The 16,980-nt window shown below is 69.5% G+C and carries 15 protein-coding genes; 7 read left to right on the forward strand and 8 right to left on the reverse strand.

The genetic code is table 11. The features are described 5' to 3' along the window. Positions 1-12: 12 nt before the first annotated feature. Positions 13-2,736 carry a cation-translocating P-type ATPase gene (locus NL126_RS02820; RefSeq protein ID WP_255197394.1) on the forward strand — a complete coding sequence of 908 codons (2,724 nt, stop codon included), beginning with the start codon at positions 13-15 and terminating at the stop codon, positions 2,734-2,736. On the opposite strand, the gene NL126_RS02825 is transcribed toward NL126_RS02820, so the two are convergent. The 3 genes from NL126_RS02825 to NL126_RS02835 all read right to left on the reverse strand — a co-directional run bounded on the left by NL126_RS02825 (position 2,737) and on the right by NL126_RS02835 (position 4,528). Continuing rightward, on the reverse strand, positions 2,737-3,153 hold the full coding sequence (locus NL126_RS02825; protein ID WP_255197395.1) for a universal stress protein: 417 nt from the start codon (positions 3,151-3,153) through the stop codon (positions 2,737-2,739). It abuts the gene before it with no gap. A 90-nt stretch (positions 3,154-3,243) separates the two neighbouring features. Continuing rightward, positions 3,244-3,744, reverse strand: a complete 501-nt coding sequence (locus tag NL126_RS02830) for an SCP2 sterol-binding domain-containing protein (RefSeq protein WP_255197396.1) — start codon at positions 3,742-3,744, stop codon at positions 3,244-3,246. Positions 3,745-3,844: 100 nt separating this feature from the next. Continuing rightward, positions 3,845-4,528 (reverse strand): helix-turn-helix domain-containing protein, encoded by a 684-nt coding sequence (locus NL126_RS02835; protein WP_255197397.1) that lies wholly within the window; start codon positions 4,526-4,528, stop codon positions 3,845-3,847. A gap of 137 nt (positions 4,529-4,665) precedes the next feature. On the opposite strand from NL126_RS02835, the gene NL126_RS02840 reads away from it, so the two are divergent. Genes NL126_RS02840 through NL126_RS02855 form a run of 4 tightly spaced genes read left to right on the forward strand, consistent with a single transcriptional unit; the run spans position 4,666 to position 7,723 of the window. Next, positions 4,666-5,619 carry a ferritin family protein gene (locus tag NL126_RS02840; protein ID WP_255197398.1) on the forward strand — a complete coding sequence of 318 codons (954 nt, stop codon included), beginning with the start codon at positions 4,666-4,668 and terminating at the stop codon, positions 5,617-5,619. Between the two features lie 45 nt (positions 5,620-5,664). Beyond that, positions 5,665-5,910, forward strand: coding sequence for a hypothetical protein (locus NL126_RS02845; protein WP_255197399.1), 246 nt, complete (start codon positions 5,665-5,667; stop codon positions 5,908-5,910). 41 nt (positions 5,911-5,951) lie between these two features. Then, entirely contained in the window at positions 5,952-6,923 is a 972-nt protein-coding gene (locus tag NL126_RS02850) for a hypothetical protein (protein WP_255197400.1), read from the forward strand. Then, on the forward strand, positions 6,920-7,723 hold the full coding sequence (locus NL126_RS02855) for a mechanosensitive ion channel family protein (RefSeq protein ID WP_255197401.1): 804 nt from the start codon (positions 6,920-6,922) through the stop codon (positions 7,721-7,723). Before NL126_RS02850 ends, NL126_RS02855 begins: the two co-directional genes overlap by 4 nt. A 21-nt stretch (positions 7,724-7,744) precedes the next feature. On the opposite strand, the gene NL126_RS02860 is transcribed toward NL126_RS02855, so the two are convergent. Beyond that, positions 7,745-8,371 (reverse strand): DUF2238 domain-containing protein, encoded by a 627-nt coding sequence (locus tag NL126_RS02860; RefSeq protein ID WP_255197402.1) that lies wholly within the window; start codon positions 8,369-8,371, stop codon positions 7,745-7,747. Positions 8,372-8,470: 99 nt separating this feature from the next. Between NL126_RS02860 and NL126_RS02865 the strand changes: the two genes are divergently transcribed. Further along, positions 8,471-9,085: a metal-dependent hydrolase gene (locus NL126_RS02865; RefSeq protein ID WP_255197403.1), complete on the forward strand. Its 615-nt coding sequence runs from the start codon at positions 8,471-8,473 to the stop codon at positions 9,083-9,085. Between the two features lie 9 nt (positions 9,086-9,094). Here NL126_RS02865 and NL126_RS02870 read toward each other — a convergent pair whose 3' ends face one another. Next, the gene (locus tag NL126_RS02870; RefSeq protein ID WP_255197404.1) at positions 9,095-9,745 is read right to left on the reverse strand and encodes a GNAT family N-acetyltransferase; all 651 of its coding nucleotides are present in this window, start codon (positions 9,743-9,745) and stop codon (positions 9,095-9,097) included. A gap of 104 nt (positions 9,746-9,849) precedes the next feature. On the opposite strand from NL126_RS02870, the gene NL126_RS02875 reads away from it, so the two are divergent. Further along, entirely contained in the window at positions 9,850-10,689 is an 840-nt protein-coding gene (locus NL126_RS02875; protein ID WP_255197405.1) for a DUF5995 family protein, read from the forward strand. Position 10,690: 1 nt separating this feature from the next. Here the strand turns inward: NL126_RS02875 and NL126_RS02880 are convergent, their stop codons facing one another. The 3 genes from NL126_RS02880 to NL126_RS02890 all read right to left on the reverse strand — a co-directional run bounded on the left by NL126_RS02880 (position 10,691) and on the right by NL126_RS02890 (position 16,795). Beyond that, the gene (locus tag NL126_RS02880; protein WP_255197406.1) at positions 10,691-12,430 is read right to left on the reverse strand and encodes a histidine kinase N-terminal 7TM domain-containing protein; all 1,740 of its coding nucleotides are present in this window, start codon (positions 12,428-12,430) and stop codon (positions 10,691-10,693) included. An 81-nt stretch (positions 12,431-12,511) separates the two neighbouring features. Further along, positions 12,512-15,373: a PAS domain S-box protein gene (locus tag NL126_RS02885; protein ID WP_255197407.1), complete on the reverse strand. Its 2,862-nt coding sequence runs from the start codon at positions 15,371-15,373 to the stop codon at positions 12,512-12,514. After that, positions 15,374-16,795, reverse strand: a complete 1,422-nt coding sequence (locus NL126_RS02890; RefSeq protein WP_255197408.1) for an ATPase domain-containing protein — start codon at positions 16,793-16,795, stop codon at positions 15,374-15,376. It abuts the gene before it with no gap. Between the last annotated feature and the right edge of the window lie 185 nt (positions 16,796-16,980).

Raw genomic sequence — 16,980 nt, forward strand, 5'->3', positions numbered from 1 at the left:
GGGCGGTCGGTGATGCGCACGACACCGTCCACCGTCGAACAAGGCTCGACCGACGAGCAGCGACCCTGGCACGCGGTCGACGCCGAGGACGTGTACGATCGGCTCGACACCGGCCCGGACGGGCTCTCGAGCGACGAGGCCGCCCGACGACTCAAGGAGCACGGCCCCAACGAACTCCACGACGGCGAGGAGGTCTCGGCGCTCCGGCTGTTCCTCTCGCAGTTCACCAACCTGCTCGTGGGGCTGCTGGTCCTCGCGGCGGGGCTGTCGCTCGCGGTCGGCCTGCTCCCTGGCCAGGAACCGGAGTACGTCGACGCGGTGCTCATCACGCTCATCTTGCTGGGCAACGGTGTGTTCGGGTTCGTCCAGGACTACCGGGCCGCGCAGTCGCTCGCCGCACTTCGTGACCGCTCAGCGCCCGATGCGACGGTCGTCCGCGACGGCGACCGGACGCGCATCGACGCCCGCGAGGTCGTCCCCGGCGACGTCGTGGTCCTCGAGCAGGGCGACGCGGTGCCGGCGGACGCTCGACTCGTCGAGAGTCACAGCCTCACGACCGACGAGTCCGCGCTCACCGGCGAGTCCGCGAGCGTCACGAAGACGGCCGAGCCGCTCGACCCCGACACGCCGCTCGCCGAGCGGGCGAACTGCGCCTACATGAACACCGCCGCCGTCTACGGCCGGGGGCGAGCGGTGGTGGTCGCGACGGGGATGGACACCGAGGTCGGCGACATCGCCACCCAGCTCGCGACCGCCGAGGACCGCGAGACACCGTTCACCGCGGACATCGACCGGCTGGGCCGTCGCATCGGGCTCGGCGTCGTCGCCGTCATCCTCGTGCTCGCGGCGGTCCAGTTGCTGTTCACGAACGCGGCACCGCTGTCGGTCGCGCTCGTCGCCATCACGCTCGCCGTCGCCGCCGTGCCCGAGGGGCTCCCGGCGGTCGTGACGCTCACGCTCGCGCTCGGGGCCCGACAGATGTACCGGAAGAACGCGCTCGTCCGGACGCTCCCCGTGGTCGAGAGCCTCGGCGCCGTCGACGTCGTCGTCACGGACAAGACCGGCACTCTGACCGAGAACCGCATGACCGTCCGGCGGCTCTGGTTCGGCGGTCGCGTCTACGAGCGCGACGACGACGGGCTCAGCCGTGACGGCGACCCCGTCGACCCGTCGGCGCTCGACCCACTCCTCCGGTGTGGCGTCGTCTGTAACGACGCCGAGGCGACGACCGACGGCTACCAGGGCGACCCCACCGAGATCGCCCTGCTCGACGCGGGCCGTACCGCCGGTGTCGACCCCGTCGGGACTCGCCTCGCAGAAGTACCGTTCTCCTCGGAGCGCAAGCTGATGACCGTCGTCGTCGACGGCGACCCGGCGGCGTCTCGGGACGGCGAGCCGACGGCCTACACCAAGGGCGCGCCCGAGGAGGTGCTCGCACGGTGCACCCACGCGCTCGACGACGGCGAGGTGGTCGCGCTCACCGACGAGCGGCGGGCGGCGATTCGCGACGCCGTCGAGGCGTTCGCGGGCGATGCGCTCCGCGTGCTGGCGTTCGCCCGCAAGCGGGGTGTCGACCCCGCGAGCGACGACGAGAGTCTGGAGTCCGAGCTGACGTTTCTCGGCCTCCAGGGGATGCTCGACCCGCCGCGCGAGGAGGTGCCCGACGCGGTCGCAGACTGTCGGCGTGCGGGCATCAGGGTCGTCATGGCGACCGGCGACAACCTCGCGACGGCAGCGGCCGTGGGCCGGGAGATCGGCTTCGACCCGACAGGGGCGATGACGGGGCGCGACATCGACGACCGCTCGGACGCCCAACTCCGCGAGACCGTGGAGGACGTCGAGGTGTTCGCCCGGGTCGCCCCGGTCCACAAAGTCCGCATCCTCGAGGCGCTCCAGGCGAACGGCCACCGGGTCGCGATGACTGGCGACGGGGTGAACGACGCGCCCGCGCTCCGGAACGCCGACGTGGGTATCGCGATGGGCCAGCGCGGGACCGACGTGGCGAAACAGGCGTCGGACATCGTCCTCGTCGACGACAACTTCGCGAGCATCCGCGACGCCGTCGCGGAGGGCCGCCGCGTGTTCGACAACGTCCGCACCTTCGTCAACTACCTGCTGTCGGCGAACGCGGGCGAGGTGCTCGTCGTGTTCGTCGGCGTGCTCGTCGGGAGCTTCCTGTTTCCCGACCTGTTCGGCGGGGCGGCGTCGGCGCTCGTGTTGACGCCCGTGATGCTGCTGTGGATCAACCTCGTCACCGACGGGCTCCCGGCGCTGGCGCTTTCCGCCGACCCGACGGCCGCCGGCACGATGGAGCGCCCGCCGAGAGACGGCGACGAGCCGGTCATCGACCGCCGGATGGCCGCCTCGGTGCTCGGCATCGGCGGCCTGATGACGGTCACGGGGCTGGGGCTGTTCTTCACGACGCTCGCGGCGACCCGCGAGCCGGTCGTCGCCCAGACGACGCTGTTCACGTTCCTCGTGGTCATCGAACTCGTGCGCATCGCCGTCATCCGGGCACGCCACGGCCAGCGGCTGCTGTCGAACCCCTGGCTCGTCGGCGCGGTCGCCGTGACGCTCGCGCTCCAGCTCGCGGTCGTCTACACGCCGCTCAACACCTTCTTCTCGGTTGTTCCGCTGAGCGTCGCCCAGTGGAGCGGCATCGCCGTCGGCTTCCTCGCGTTCCTCGCCGCGGCGCTCGCGCTCGGCCGGGGGCTCGACGCCGTGTTCACTCGCTGATCAGGCGACCAGTACGGGTCGACCACCGTCGCGGACCACCCGCTCGACGACGCTTCCGATGCGGCTGTCGTGGGTGCGACCGTGAAACCCCATTATCACGAGGTCGGCGTCGATATCGGTGGCTCGGGCGACGACCTCGTCGTGTGGAACGCCGTGCCGGAGCAGCGACTCGAACTGGACGCCCTGTGCCTCGGCGCGGTCCGCCACCGCGTCGAGCAGGCGGTGGCCCTCGTCTTCCACCTCGTCGACGACGAGTTCGACGCTGGAGAGCGCCGGCTCGCCGAAGCTCCGCGTGTCGACGACGAATAGCGCGTGGACCGTGGCGTCGTACTGCTGGGCGAGGTCGAAGGCGTGTTCGACCGCGCGGTTCGCCCCGTCGCTCCCGTCGTACGGGACGAGAATGGTGTCGTAGCGCATCGGGGAGAGTCCGCGCGAGAGGCGGATAGTTAGCAGTCGGTTACTCGCTGTAGCACCGGATTACCGGCGGGTAGGGCGGGCCACCCCGGCTCAGAACGCCTCGTCGACGAACGTCGCGTCGAGCTGCGTGGAGATTTCCGTCAGGCGAGCCGCCGACCCCGAGTGCTGGAGGATCTTCTGCATGTCGCCCTCCAGCTCGAACTGGCCGGACATCATCCCGTCGATGGCGCCGATGTTGCCCGAGACGAGGTCCTTCCAGACGTCGAACGTCGCGCTCATGACGAAGCCGTACTCCACGTCCTCCAGACTGGCGATGAACTCCGCGCTGGTGCACGTTCCCCCTTCGAGCCCGAGCAGCGCGTAGCCCGTGCCCGTCTCCTCGTCGACGTACTCCTCGAGTTCGGCACGGAGTTCCTCGGGCAGCGCGTCGTAGTCGAGCTCGTCGAGCGGCATGTCGGTCATCTCGAACACGAGGTCGCCGTTGAACCCGACGCCCCAGTCGGACGCCATCTCGGCGTACTCGTCGTCGGCGTTGATGCGCTCGCGATACTCGGTGAACCAGGCCTGACTCGGAAAGAGGAGGTCGGTCATACGTTCCCACACATCGACCCGTCGCACCTGACACTTCTCCCGCCGTTGTGCGGGTCATTTAATAGCAGCAGGCCGTCGTGTGCCGGTCGATGGCGCCCGTTCAGCTGTGCTCCCACCCGCTCGTGAACCGCGCCGGTGCGAGCGTCGACAGCGCCCGGGCCTCGATTTTGCGGAGGTGTTCGCCGACCGTACTCCGCGCGACCCCCAGTTCCTCGGCGAGTTCTTCGTGGGTCGTTCGTCGCGGCACTTCGTAGTAGCCGAGTTCCATCGCCGCGACGAACGTGTCTCGCTGCCGGGGCGTGAGGCTCGCGAAGAAATCCTCCTCGGGGCGGGGTTCGTACTCGCCGAACCGTTCGAGGTGGACGTCGAGTTCGTCGGGAACGGCGGCGACGGCATCGCCGATGGCCTTGTCGCTCCCGATGACGGTTATCTGGACACCACCACCGGAGAGACACTCGATGGGGGTGCGGACGACGATGGCCTCGCGGCGGGCGATACGCAGCAACGCCTCGATTACCGGTGTGGCGTCGAGGTGGATGAACGACAGCGCGCTGTCGGTGCCGACGCGGTGGACCGCGAGGTCGTGAACCGACGGGTGCGAGCGGGTAATCTCCTCGGCGCGGTCGATGTCGCCGTCGACCCGATACAGGACGGTGCAGGTGCCGTCGTCGAGCAGGCTGATGGCCTCGATGGAGCGTCGTCGAACGGACGGCTCCTCCGCGACGGCCTTGTCGACCGGGTGGAACCCCTCGGGCGGGGCCGCGGCGAAGATGGCCTGACGCATACCGGAACTGTCCACGCGCCCGATATAATCCTGCCGCCGTCGGCCGCGACGGCGACCGGCAATCACCTGGTCACTTATACGACCCGCCGAACGGCGGCGACACCGACAATGGGATATGCTGACATGGTACGGCTGGCATGAGCCGATACGCCGACGCCACCCGGTCGCTCCGTCTCGACCCCGACAGCCAGTCGGGGGGCTACTTCCGTCACGCCGTCTACAACCACTGGGACCCCTACGAGGACATCCCCGAGGAACTGCTCGAACGCGACCGCCAGGCGCTCCTGGAGGCAGACTTCGACGAGGAGGACTCCGACGGGCTCGCACAGGGACTCGCACTGTTCGGGGCGGGCGAGGAGGCCGTCACGGAGGACCTCGCACCCCTCTCGATGGTGCTCGACAGCATCGACGACCAGATGTTCATCTCCTCGCAGATTTACGAGGAGGCGAAACACACCCAGTTCTTCGACCGCTACTGGCGGGACGTGCTCATCCCCGTGAGCGAGGAGCGGGGCTGGGAGCCGGCGATGCCGACCGACGACCGCTACTTCATGGACGAGTACGTCGAGCTGTTCGACGCCGTCGAGGACTCCATGCACCGCCTGCTGGAGGCGGACACGCCCGAGAACCGCGTCACGGCGTACTGTCACTACCACCTCGTCGTCGAGAGCGTCCTCGCACAGACCGGCTACTTCGGGCTGACGAGCGCGTTCCAGGAGGAGACGATGGACGAGCTCATCGTCGACGACGCGCCGGAGGTGCCACACCTCCCGGGGCTGGTCTCGGGACTGAGTTACATCCGCTCGGACGAGGGCCGCCACGTCGGCTTCGGGATGCACAAGGTCCAACAACACATCGCCGAGGACGGCGTCGACCCGCAGGTCGTCCGCGACACGCTCCAGAGCCTGATGCCGAAGGTCGCGGCCATCGTCACCTACGACGACCAGTTCGTCAACCCCGTGCCACTGGTCACGTACGCCCGCGACAAGCTCTCGCGGCGCATCGAGATCATCACCGACGCCGACGCGGAGATACCGGACGTCGACGAACTCGTCTCGCTCGACGGGAGCGACGAACTCGCCGCCGACTGAGTGGACGGCGGAGTAGCAACCGGCGTCGGCTGCGCGGACGCCGACGTGACAACCGGCGTCGACTGCGCTGCCACACGGTTTTTCCTCCGAACACCGTCAGGCGAGTATGGCTTCGACCGAGTCCCGTCCGTCACCGAGGCGTTCGTCGTCTTCCTCGTCGCGACGCTCACCGCTGCGGCCGTCGGCACGCTGACCGGCGACCCGCTCACCGAGAGCCTGACGCGGGGGCTGGTCGTCGGGGCGGCGGTCGCCCTCGTCTTCTACTACACGTGGGAGCGGCGCCACGGCTGACACCCGAGGTTATACCTCCCGGCCGGCCGTCTCCCGAGTCGATGCAGGGGGAAGACGGCCCGCGGTTCGACCTGGCGACGCTGGGGGTCGACGCCACGGACGGCTACGAGACGTTCGAGAGCGCACTCGACGAGGGGACCGGAACGGTCGCCGTCGTCGCCGCGCCGTACGCGGGCCGCGACACCGTCCTCGGGTTCGCCGTCGAGCAGACGGGCGCCGACCGAGTGGATCTCGATCCCGGCGACGAGGCCCCCGAGGTGCCCGACTCCGGCGCGCTCGTCGTCACCGGCTGTCACCACCTGTTCGAGCGGCGCGTCGGCGGGTTCGACCGCCTCGACGCGTTCCTCGGCCGGGTCGCCGCCAGCGACGCGCTCGTCGTCACCGGCTGGAACCGCTACGCGTGGGGCTACCTCGCGCTGGCCCGCGAGGCCGACCGCCCGTTCGACACGACGCTGGCGCTGCCGGGCGTCGACGCCGAGGCGCTCGCCACGCTCGTCGACCGGGAGGGGACGCCGGCGACGCCCGTCGCCGACGAGGTTGGGGCCGTCCGCCCGTTCGAGCGAGCGGAGACCACGCTCTCGGTTCGAGGGCGGTCGGTGACGCTCCCGTACCCGCGCCCGAACCGCGAGTACCTCCTCGCCCAGCAGGCCGCCGACGACCCCCCCGAGACCGCCGTGTTCGAGCAACTGGAACGCGTCTCGAACGGCAACCCGGGGGTCGCACTCGCCGTCTGGGACCGCGCCGTCGGCGAGGCGGACACCGTCTCGCCGACCGACCTCACCGACCCCGTCTCGGGCGCGGACCTGACCGCCAGCGAGGCGTTCTGTCTGCGCATCGTGCTCGCGAAACGCCGGGTCGTCCGCGAGGAGCTGGCACGGGTCGCGGCGGCCGACGCCGCCACGCTCCGGGCGCTGTCGCGAGCCGGGTTCGTCGAGCGTGACGGGACGGTGCAGCTCCGGCCGGAGGCCGTCCCGCGGGCCGCCGCGCTCACCGAGCGGAGGCGGTTCGCGTGAGCCAGACCGGGCTGGAAGGGGTCGCGCTCGACGTCGGGACGCTGCTGTCGGCGGCGGTCACGCTACTCGTCGCCTACCTCCTCGCCCAGCTGCTCGCGGTGGTGCTCACGAACGTTGCTGAGCGAGCCGGTAGCCGGCGCATCGCGGTGAAGACGCTCAGCCCCATCTCGAAGTTCCTCGTCTACGGCGTGGCCGTCTACACCGTGGCGGGGCTCGTCCTCGACCTCACCTCGACGCAGGTGCTCGCGCTCTCGGGGCTCGCGGGTGCGGCCATCGGCTTCGGCCTCAAGGACCTGTTCGCCGAACTCGTCGGCGGGGTCGTGCTCGTCCTCGAACGGCCGTACCAGGTGGGCGACAAGGTCGAGATCGCGGGTCGATACGGCGAGGTGACCGACATCGGGCTCCGGTCGACGACGCTCGTCACCCCCGACGACTCGGAGGTGGCGGTGCCGAACGACGCGCTGTTCACCGGGTCGCTGTCGAACGCGAACGCCGGCAACGCCGAGATGCAGGTCGTCGTCGACCTCCACGTCGCGACCGACGCCGACCACGAGCAGGCGGCGGCCATCGTCGAGGAGGCGTGTCTCACCTCGCAGTACCTCTACCTCACCGAGACCCGCCCGGTGACCGTGCTCGTCGAGGACGGGCCGTTCTACCGCACCATCCGGGGCAAGGCGTACGTCAACGACCTCCGCGACGAGTTCCTGTTCGAGTCGGACGTGACCCGGCGGGCGCTCGACGCGTTCGAGGAACGGGACATCGAGACGCCGGACGTGCGGGTCGTCGACCGCGACGTGTGAGTCGGCCACGTGGGGTGTGCGTCACGACCACTCGGTCACGAGCCACTCGGTGACGCGGTCCGACAGGTCGTCGAACCGCTCGGTGCCGAACAGCGCGACGACGAGCGCCCCCACCGTGTCGAACACGAGGTCGACGAGCGTGTCGTCGAGCCCGTACTGGACCAGCACCGGGTCGAACCCCAGCCCGACGACGAACTCGCGGGCGAGGAACTCCAGTACCTCCCAGAACACGCCCGCCGCGAGCGTGAACAGGACGATGTACAGCGCGAGGAACCGACGGGGGAGGTAGATGGCGTCGGAGTAGTGGTCCACGGCCTTCGTGGCGGTGTAGCCGACGCCCGCGACGAGCATCGCCGAGAGCGTGTGCGTGACGTGGTCGTACCACCAGACGCCGGCGTACAGCCCCAGCATTCCGAGCGTGTGGAGAAAGAGCGCGACCGTGAGCAGGAGGACGAGCCCGGCGTCGACCCGGATGTCGAAGTCGCGGGCCAGTAGTGCTGGTAGGAACGTCACGCCGAGCGCCAGCGCGGCGTTGACGACCACGCTGAGGTTCCGGGTCGCCAGCCCAACCACGAAGATGCCGGCGATGGCCAACTGCAACAGTCGGCTCGCCGTCCGGGCCTGCGCGGACGAGAGGAGGCGACGCATCCACGGGAACTACCCCGCCAGCCCTTAAGAACCGCCCGCCGAAGCGTGCCACAGCGACACACGGCAGCCATTTATTCGAGAACCGGTTACTGGTGTTCGATGATGGCAACGACGCACGTGCTGGCAGCGGTCGCGTTCGCGACGCTGTCGGCCGTCGTCGCCCCCGAGTTCGCCCTGGTCGCGGTCGTCGCGGCTGGCCTCGGGGGCCTGTTCCCCGACCTCGACATCTACGGCGACCACCGGCGTACCCTCCACTTCCCGGTGTACTACCCGGCGAGCGCGGCGCTCGCGGCCGCGCTGGCGGTCGCGGTGCCGACGGTCGCGACCGTCGCCGCCGCCTGGTTCCTGGCGGGCGCGGCACTCCACGCCGTGATGGACGCGTTCGGCGGTGGGCTCGAACTCCGGCCGTGGGAGGCCACCTCCGACCGCGCCGTCTACAGCCACTACCACGGTCGCTGGCTCCAGCCGAAGCGATGGGTCCGCTACGACGGCGCCCCCGAGGACCTGCTGGTCGCGGGGCTGTTCGCGGCGCCGCCACTCCTGGTGTTCGACGGCCACCTCCCGCAGGCGGTGGCCGCGCTGCTCGTCTTCTCGGCAGGCTACGTCATGCTCCGCAAGCCGCTGGCGTCGCTCTGGGCGTGGCTCGCCGCACGGCTCGTGCCGCGACTCCCACACCCGCTCCAGACGCGGGTCCCCGAGCGGTTCGTCGAGTGAGTCCCCGGCTCAGTCGCTCGCCTCTGCGACCACCGGACGTTCTTCCTCGTCGAGACCGCGACCGTCCGCGAACCAGCCGTACATCGCGACGCTACACGTACACGGGTTCTCGAGCCCGCAGTCCGGGCACTGCCAGTCGTCCGGGAAGTAGTCGTCGAACCGCGCGAGGATGAACTCCGAGTAGCTCTCGGCGATCTTCACGTTCGCCGGGTTGTCACGGAGCCACAGCATCGTCACCACCGGCGGGTGTTTGAACAGCTCCGCGGCGACGATGGCCGACAGTTCGCTCCCGATGCCCCGCGACTGGTAGTCGGGGTCGACCGCCAGCACCTTCACGACCGACAGCGGGAAGTCCGTTTCGCGGAGGGGCGTCGCCGTCACCAGCAGGTCGACGGGGACGTTCACCACCTCGGCGTACGCATCGCGGTCGTACTGGCCGGCGAGCGCGAACGCCCGCACAGCCCAGTCGGACCGGTCGAGGTCCTCGAGGGCCGTCACCTCGACGACGCCCGCCTCGATGCCGTGTTCGCGGTAGACGAACAGGTAGCGGTCGTCGGCCGCCACGTACTCGGTGAACACGCCGGCGTCGGTGATGTACGCCGGGCTCGTGGTTTCGCCGCTCAGTGCAACCAGCTGGGCCGCAACAGTCTGTTCCGACATTGCATCCGTCGTTCGAGGGGCTAAAACCAGAACCTGCGCTTTCAGAAAGTTACTGGACTGCGGTCGCCACGTAGCTTTATCTCGCCAGCACGCGCGCGCCCAGCATGCACGCCTCGCTCGGGCCGGTGACGCCACGGACGCTCCGGGCGGCCGCTGCTGCGTTCGGGGAGGACGCCCCACCGGGGACGGGTCGCGTCGACCTGCTCGACCTGCTGGCCGACCCGTACACCGACCCTGCCGATGCCCAGCGACGACTCGCGCTGCTCGAACGCCGACTGGCGCGCGCTGGCGACCGCCGCGCGGTGTTCCTCACCGTCTACGGCGCCGTGACCGCACAGGTTCGCCACGAACTCGCCGGCGAGCGGTTCCGGGACCCACCGTGGGTCGCGGACTACCTGACGGCGTTCGCGAACCGCTACCGGACGGCGCTGCTGGCGTACGAGGAAGGGGCGCGCGACCGTGTGCCGGGCGCGTGGCGCATGGCGTTCGACGCGTCGCTCGCCGGCGAGACGCTCGTGACGCAGGACGCGTTGCTGGGCATCAACGCGCACGTCGTTCACGACCTCGCGCTCGCACTGGTAGAGGTGGGCATCGACCCCAGACTGGCGCGACGCGCGGACCACGACGCCGTCAACGCGATCCTCGCGTCGCTCGTCGACGTCGAGCAGGCGCTGTTGGCCGACCGGTACGCCCCCGGGCTGGCGGACCTCGACGCCGCCGGTGGCCGACTCGACGAGCGGGTGGCGTTCCTCACGCTCGCCGAGGGGCGCGACTGGGCGTGGCGGTGTGCCGTCACGCTCACCGACGGCGGCCCGCTCGCCGAGCGCGTGGTTCGGTGGCTGCTGGAGACGGTGGCACGCGGCGCCGGCAGGCTCGTCTGTCAACCCACTGGGGCGGCTCGCGACCGACTGGCGGAACTGGAACGAGCGGAGTCGGAGGGGTGACTCAGTCGTCGGCTCCCACCGACGCGGCTGGCGCGTCGGCGTCGACCGTGGTGGTCGCCCCGGAGACGACCACCCGCAGTCCGTCGGTGTAGTCGGTGTCGATGTCGATGGTCCACTCGCTCCCGGTCGCGAGTACGCGGGCGACGGCCAGTCCGAGCCCCGTCCCCGGATACTTCGTGGTGTAGCCGTACGAGAGGAACACCTCGGCGTCCTGCGGGTCGATGCCCATGGCGGTGTCCGTGACGGCGAACCCGTCGTCGGTGAGCTCGGCCGTGACGGTGGCCTGGCCGTCGGTTCGGTCGCTCACAGACCGGAGGAGGGTCTCCACGAGCGTGCGGAGCCGCTCGTAGTTCGCCTCGACTGTCCCGTCGCGGGCGACCGTGAGGTCGAGCCGGTCGTCGTCGAGGCTCACGAACACGCGGCGGAGGAGGTCACCGAACGCGACCGCCTCGGTTCCGTCCGCCGATTTCGTCGCGTGGGTCACCCGGAGCAGGTCCGTGACGATGGCCTCCATCCGCTCGGCGTTCGAGGACACCTTCCCGAGGCTGTTGGCGACGAGCGTGGCGTCGAACGTCCCCTCGCTGTCGTCGAGGTGCGTCCGCAACAGCTCGGTGTAGCCGCCGATGACGCCGAGGGGGTTCCGGAGGTTGTGTGCCGCCGAGTACGCGATCTCGTCGAGCTGCTGGTTCTGCCGTTCGAGCTGTCGGGCGGTGCGGGTCAGCTCCGAGACGTCACGGACCACGAGCGACGCGCCGAGCCGGCGGGTGCCGCTTTCGAGCGGCGACACCGTCACCGAGTAGTGGCCGATCGGGGCGTCGACGCCGTCGACGTGGACGGTCTGGGGGTCGGTGACACAGAAGTCGATGCCCTCGGCGAGCGCCGGACACGCTGTCGCGAACGCTGTCCCACGAGTGGGGTCGGCGAACGTCTCGCGGAAGGCGGCGTTGGCGTCGAGTACCCGGTGTTCGGCGTCGACGACGAGCATCGGGTCCGAGAGCGTCTCGACGACCGTCGAGCGGGCGACGATGACCACCCCGAACAGGTCGTACCGGATCGCGACGACGGTGCCGACCGCCGCGAACGTCGCGCCAAGTGGGGCGAGCGTCGTCGGATGCTGCACGAGCAGGTCGGTCGAGAGATACGGCAGGAGGTTCGCCCCGAACATCATGAGGACGCCCCCGACGAGTGAGAGCAGCGCGGGGCGCGCGGGTGGGGTCCGCCACAGCGTCACGACGAGGAAGTAGATGCCCGTGAGCCCGGCGAGATACCCGAGCACCGTCAGCAGGTAGTGACCAGGGCCCTTCACGACGACCAGCGTCGTCACGCCCGCGACCGTCTCGGGCCGGACGGCCAACCAGACGACGCCGTGGGCCCAGTTGGTCGCGCCGAGCGCGAACGTGCCCACGACCAGCCCGACCAGCATGTATCTGACTGGGGGCCAGTCGAGTATCGCGCGGTCGGTGTAGCGGGCCCCGAACACGAAGAAGAGGACGGCGGTGGCGACACCCAGCGTGAGCTCCGTCGTGAGCAGCAGTTGCGTGAGCAGTGGGTCGGTGACCACGACCCGGAGCATCGAGTTCATCCCCCACAGCGAGACGGTGGCGAGGACGGCTGCCAGCGCCCGCGAGCCCCGGGCGTCGCTCCGCTGGACCACCCACGCCGCGACACCCCCGCTGCCCAGCGCCGAGAGCCCGAAGGCGACGACGTACGGGAGCTGTGACGACGTGGGCGTGAGCACCATTGGTCTCACCCTCAGTCAGGGGGCAGTATAAATCCAACCCAACGGAGATACGATTTACTCGGGAGAGATTTGCAAAATTTCTCAGGCGGCGGTGCGCGGCAAGCGAAGCACGACCACGGTGCCGCGTGGCTCGTTCGTCTCGATGGCGAACGTCCCACCGGACGCCTCGACGGCCCAGCGGACGAACCAGAGTCCGAGCCCGGACATGTGTTCGAGCGGGGTCTCCAGCCCGTGGTCGAGTGCATCACGTTCGACCGGGTCGAGTCCCGGGCCGTTGTCCGCGATTCGGAGTTCGACGGGCCCCTCGGGCGCGGAGGCGACCGTGACGCGCACCTCCGGCGCCCGGTCACAGTGAACGATGGCGTTGTCGAGGACCTCCTCGAGTGCGAGGTCGAGCGTCTCGTGGGTCTTGACACACCACGGGTCGTCGCCAGGCTCGAACGCGAGGTTGACGGTCGCCTCGGGGTACGTCACCGTGGCCTCCTCGACGATTCTCGGAAGGTGTGTCGCGAGCGTCGTCTCGGTCCACGTCGTGTCTGGACGCATTGTCGACTCGAAGTGGCGGGCGGTCTCGCTCATCTCGAGGAGGGCCTCCGCCGCGTCGATGATGGCATTCGCGGTCGCACTGTCGTCTCGCCCGAGGTTCTCCGCGCGACCGACGACGACGTTCAGCTTGTTGCGGATGTTGTGTCGGAGGACGCGGTCGAGCACCGAGAGCCGCTGTTCGCGCTGGTGGAGGTCGGTGACGTCGCGGGCAACGCCGACCGACCCTGGGTGGTCGGTCCCGTGGTCCCCGTACAGCACGACGTTGACCTCGTAGTGTCGCGTGCCGTCCGGGGTGTCGAGGGTGACTAAGAGCGGCCCGGGGTCCGCACCGGCGGCCAGCGCCTCGACGTGTGTCTGGCTGGCGGCGAACTGGTCCGGGCCGAACAGGTCCTCGACGTTCGTCCCGACGAGGTCGTCGACGGCGCGGCCGGTCGCGGCCGCGAGCGCGCTGTTCGCCATGATGAACGTCCCGTCGGCGTCGAGCGCGTAGATGGGGTCGGGGGCCGCCTGCACGATGGCTTGGTGGCGCTCGAGTACCTCCTCACGGGCCTTCAGTTCGGTCACGTCTCGGAGCACCGAGAGGTGTCGGCCGGGGAGGATGTTCGGGGTCGCCGAGAAACGCGTCGACAGCTGGGTGCCGTCGGGTCGGACGAGTGGGAACTCGCCGGTGACGCTCTCGCCCTGCCGGAACCGCGACCACTCCTCGCCGAAGTCGTAGCCCGGTGGCGCGAACTCCGCGATGGTTCGACCCACCAGCTCGTCTTCGGGGAGCCCGAACAGCTCGGTGGCCGCGGAGTTGACCTCGACGTACTCGCCGTCGTCGTTCGCGATGACCATCGCGGCGTTGGCTTCCTCGAACACAGCGCGGAACCGGCGTTCGCTCGCCTCGAGGTCGAGTTTGTGTTCGATACGGTCCGTGATGTCGACGTTGACGCCGATGAGCTGGACGGGCCGGCACTGGTCGTCCGCGATGACGCGACCGGAGCTGGCGAGCCACCGCTGTTCGCCGTCGGCTCGCTCGATTCGGAACTCCAGGGAGAACTGCCCGAGGCGGTCGATCGCCGCCTCCATCTGTTCGTAGAGTGTCGGCAGGTCGTCGGGGTGGACGAAGGAGTCGGACATCTCGACGGTACCGTCGAACTCGCCCGGTTCGAGCCCGAACAGCCGCTCGCAGGTCTCGTGCCAGACGATCTCGTCCGTCTCGACGTCCATCTCCCAGACCCCGGCGTCGGAGGCATCCAGCGCGAGTTCGAGCCGTTCGCGGTGCTCGCGGAGCTCCCGTTCTCGCTCGACGCGGTCGGTGATGTCTTGGACGGCGCCCCGAATCACTCGCGTCCCGTCTTCGTGAACGGCCTCACCCTTGACGCGGACCCAGCGGTCGCCGTCGTCCGGCTGGAGTCGGAGGGTCACGTCGAACGGCGTACCCTCGGTCACCACCTGCTCGAATGCCTCGCGAGCCAGCGGGACGTCCTCGGGGTGGTACACGGCCATGACATCCTCGAACGTGAGATCGGTCCCGGCCGGGATACCGTGGATGCGGTAGGTCTCGTCGGAACCCGTGACGGCCCCGGTCGAGGGGTCGATCTCCCAGCCGCCGACGCCCGCGAGCTGCTGGGTCTTCTCGAGCAGGTCACGGCTGCGTTCGAGCGCCTGTTCGCGCTCTTTGCGGTGGGTGACGTCACGAATCGTGGCCGTGTACTGGAGGTCGTCGTCGTGTTCGACCACGGCGACCGTCGCCTCGACGGGGAACTCGTGGCCGTCGGCGTGCCGACCCTGGAGTGGGGTCGCTCCGGGGGTGTCGGAGCTGGCGGCGGCCACATCGTCGACGCAGGCGTCCGGCAGCACCGTCTCCACCGACCGACCGATGAGCGCAGCGGCGGGGTATCCGAACATCGACTCGGCCGCCGGGTTGGCGTACTGGATGACGCGCGCGTCGTCGAACACGACGATGGCGTCCGTCGCACTCTCGATGAGCGCCTGGTACTGTTCGCGTTCGTCGTCGAGGCGCAGTGAGAGTGTCCGGGTCCGCAACAGCGACCGAAGCCGCGTCGCGAGGAGGTCGGGGGGAGTGGGCACCGTGACCGTCTCGTCGGCGATGTCGGGTCCCGACCGTGACAGGAGCGCGGCCGCGGACCGCTCGCTTCGGGCGAGCAACAACACCGGCAGGAACACCGGCTCTGCGGCCGACTTCAGCGCCGCGAGCTCGTCGGCGACCCGTGGGAGCGTCCGCTCGTCGACGAGACAGCAGTCGAACGCCGCCCAGTCGTCGCCCGGAGTGGACACCGTCACGTCGTAGGTCGCGTCGAACCGGTCGACCAGCATCTCCCAGTCGCGGACGTTATCGAGCAACAGGAGGAGTCGCGGGGTGTCTGTCGGGACCGCTCGTTGGAAGGGCATCTAGGTGGCGGTGGCGTCCTCGATTGGGTCACCGACGTGGTAGCCGTCCGGGTCGATGGTGAGCTCACGGATGGTGGCGTCGAACCCGCCGAGTCGGCGCTTCAGCACACCGATGGCCTTCTGCATCCGCCCCGCGCGCTCGAGATAGCGGAGGAACACGATGGTGTCGGCGAGGTAGCTGACCCGCGAGTCGCTGGCGCGGAACTCGCCGAAGACGGTGTGGAGCTCCTCGGTGAGCAGGACGGTGACGCCCACGTTCCGGAGATGCCGACACAGCGCGTGGAGTTCACCGACGAGGTCCTCGTCCTCGTTGTGCAGCGAGAGCCGGTAGCCCGCGGTGCCGTCGATGACGACCACCTGGATGTCGTGGGCCTCGACGTCACTGCGGACGAGCGTCGAGAACTCGTCGGTCGACAGCCGGAGGGGCTCGATGGCGTGGAGGCGGAGCTGGCCCTCCTCGTACGGTTCCTGAAGCTGCACGCCGATGCTCTCGGCGCGGTGGCAGTAGGACTCGACCGGCTCCTCGAAGAGGTACGCGCTCGCGCGCTCACCGCGCGCTGCGATCGCCGCGAGCACCAGCGCCGTGGTGGTGGACTTCCCGACGCCGCTCGGGCCACTGATGAGGGTGATGGTCCCACGGTCGATGCCGCCGCCGAGGATCGCGTCGAGCCCCTCGTTGCCGGCCGAGAACTGTTCGGCGACGAACGGCTGCCGGTGGGCGTCCGGAACGAGCTTGGGGAACACCCGCATCCCGCCGTCGACGATGGTGAGTGCGTGCGTCCCGACGGCGTAGTCGGAGCCACGGAACTTCGTCACCCGGAGCGACCGCCCACGGTCGGTGTTGCGGAGTTCGATGGTTCCGTCACCGAGATACTGGAGGTCGTCGTCCGGCTCGCGGATGGTCGCCTGAGTGGTGAACATCGCCGTCGTTTCCCGGTCGGCCAGGTAGCTCATCATCGAGGCGACGAGCCGGTGGAACTGGTGGTCGTCCGGCGAGAGCTGGCGGAGTCGCGTGATGGGGTCGAGGAACACCCGGTCGGGGTCGACGCGCTCGACGGCGGCGACGATCTCCTCGGCGACCGGCTCCCCCTCGACGTCGGGGGCACCGAACACCGTGTACAGTTCCTCGGCGACGAACAAGTCTGGGTCGGCCGTCAGGTCGAGGAACGTCGCGGCCGAGAGGTCGATCCCCAGGGTCGCCGCGCGGCGACGAATCGTCTCGGGGCGTTCCTCGAACGCGACGAACAGCACCGACTCCCCGGCATCGAGCCCGGCCGAGAGGAACTGTTCGCCCAGAATCGTCTTGCCCGTCCCGGAGTCGCCGCGGACCATGTACGTCTGCCCGGCCACGAGCCCCCCGTTCAGTATCGAATCCAACCCCTCGACCCCCGTCGAGAGTCGAGCAGCCCCACCAGTGGACATTATGATACTCAGTAGGGATAGGTTGTATAAATAGAGTCGTGTGGTTTCTTCAGTCGAACACCCAGAGGGCGCGCCTGTACCCTGAGGATTCGAGTTACAGGGCGGGGGAGTCCCCGACCACCCGCCGGCTCAGAAGTAGCGGTCGGCGATCGTGTCGGCACCCGGGAGCGTGAGGGTCCACGAAC

The sequence above is a fragment of the Halorarius litoreus genome, assembly GCF_024362405.1.
Classification (GTDB): Archaea; Halobacteriota; Halobacteria; order Halobacteriales; family Haloarculaceae; genus Halorarius; species Halorarius litoreus.

Bases quoted from the DNA above. Each gene is read 5' to 3' on its own strand.
- NL126_RS02820 (WP_255197394.1), top strand. From the start codon at position 13: ATGCGCACGACACCGTCCACCGTCGAACAAGGCTCGACCGACGAGCAG.
- NL126_RS02825 (WP_255197395.1), bottom strand. From the start codon at position 3,153: ATGCGCTACGACACCATTCTCGTCCCGTACGACGGGAGCGACGGGGCG.
- NL126_RS02830 (WP_255197396.1), bottom strand. From the start codon at position 3,744: ATGACCGACCTCCTCTTTCCGAGTCAGGCCTGGTTCACCGAGTATCGC.
- NL126_RS02835 (WP_255197397.1), bottom strand. From the start codon at position 4,528: ATGCGTCAGGCCATCTTCGCCGCGGCCCCGCCCGAGGGGTTCCACCCG.
- NL126_RS02840 (WP_255197398.1), top strand. From the start codon at position 4,666: ATGAGCCGATACGCCGACGCCACCCGGTCGCTCCGTCTCGACCCCGAC.
- NL126_RS02850 (WP_255197400.1), top strand. From the start codon at position 5,952: ATGCAGGGGGAAGACGGCCCGCGGTTCGACCTGGCGACGCTGGGGGTC.
- NL126_RS02860 (WP_255197402.1), bottom strand. From the start codon at position 8,371: ATGCGTCGCCTCCTCTCGTCCGCGCAGGCCCGGACGGCGAGCCGACTG.
- NL126_RS02865 (WP_255197403.1), top strand. From the start codon at position 8,471: ATGATGGCAACGACGCACGTGCTGGCAGCGGTCGCGTTCGCGACGCTG.
- NL126_RS02870 (WP_255197404.1), bottom strand. From the start codon at position 9,745: ATGTCGGAACAGACTGTTGCGGCCCAGCTGGTTGCACTGAGCGGCGAA.
- NL126_RS02875 (WP_255197405.1), top strand. From the start codon at position 9,850: ATGCACGCCTCGCTCGGGCCGGTGACGCCACGGACGCTCCGGGCGGCC.
- NL126_RS02880 (WP_255197406.1), bottom strand. From the start codon at position 12,430: ATGGTGCTCACGCCCACGTCGTCACAGCTCCCGTACGTCGTCGCCTTC.
- NL126_RS02885 (WP_255197407.1), bottom strand. From the start codon at position 15,373: ATGCCCTTCCAACGAGCGGTCCCGACAGACACCCCGCGACTCCTCCTG.
- NL126_RS02890 (WP_255197408.1), bottom strand. From the start codon at position 16,795: ATGTCCACTGGTGGGGCTGCTCGACTCTCGACGGGGGTCGAGGGGTTG.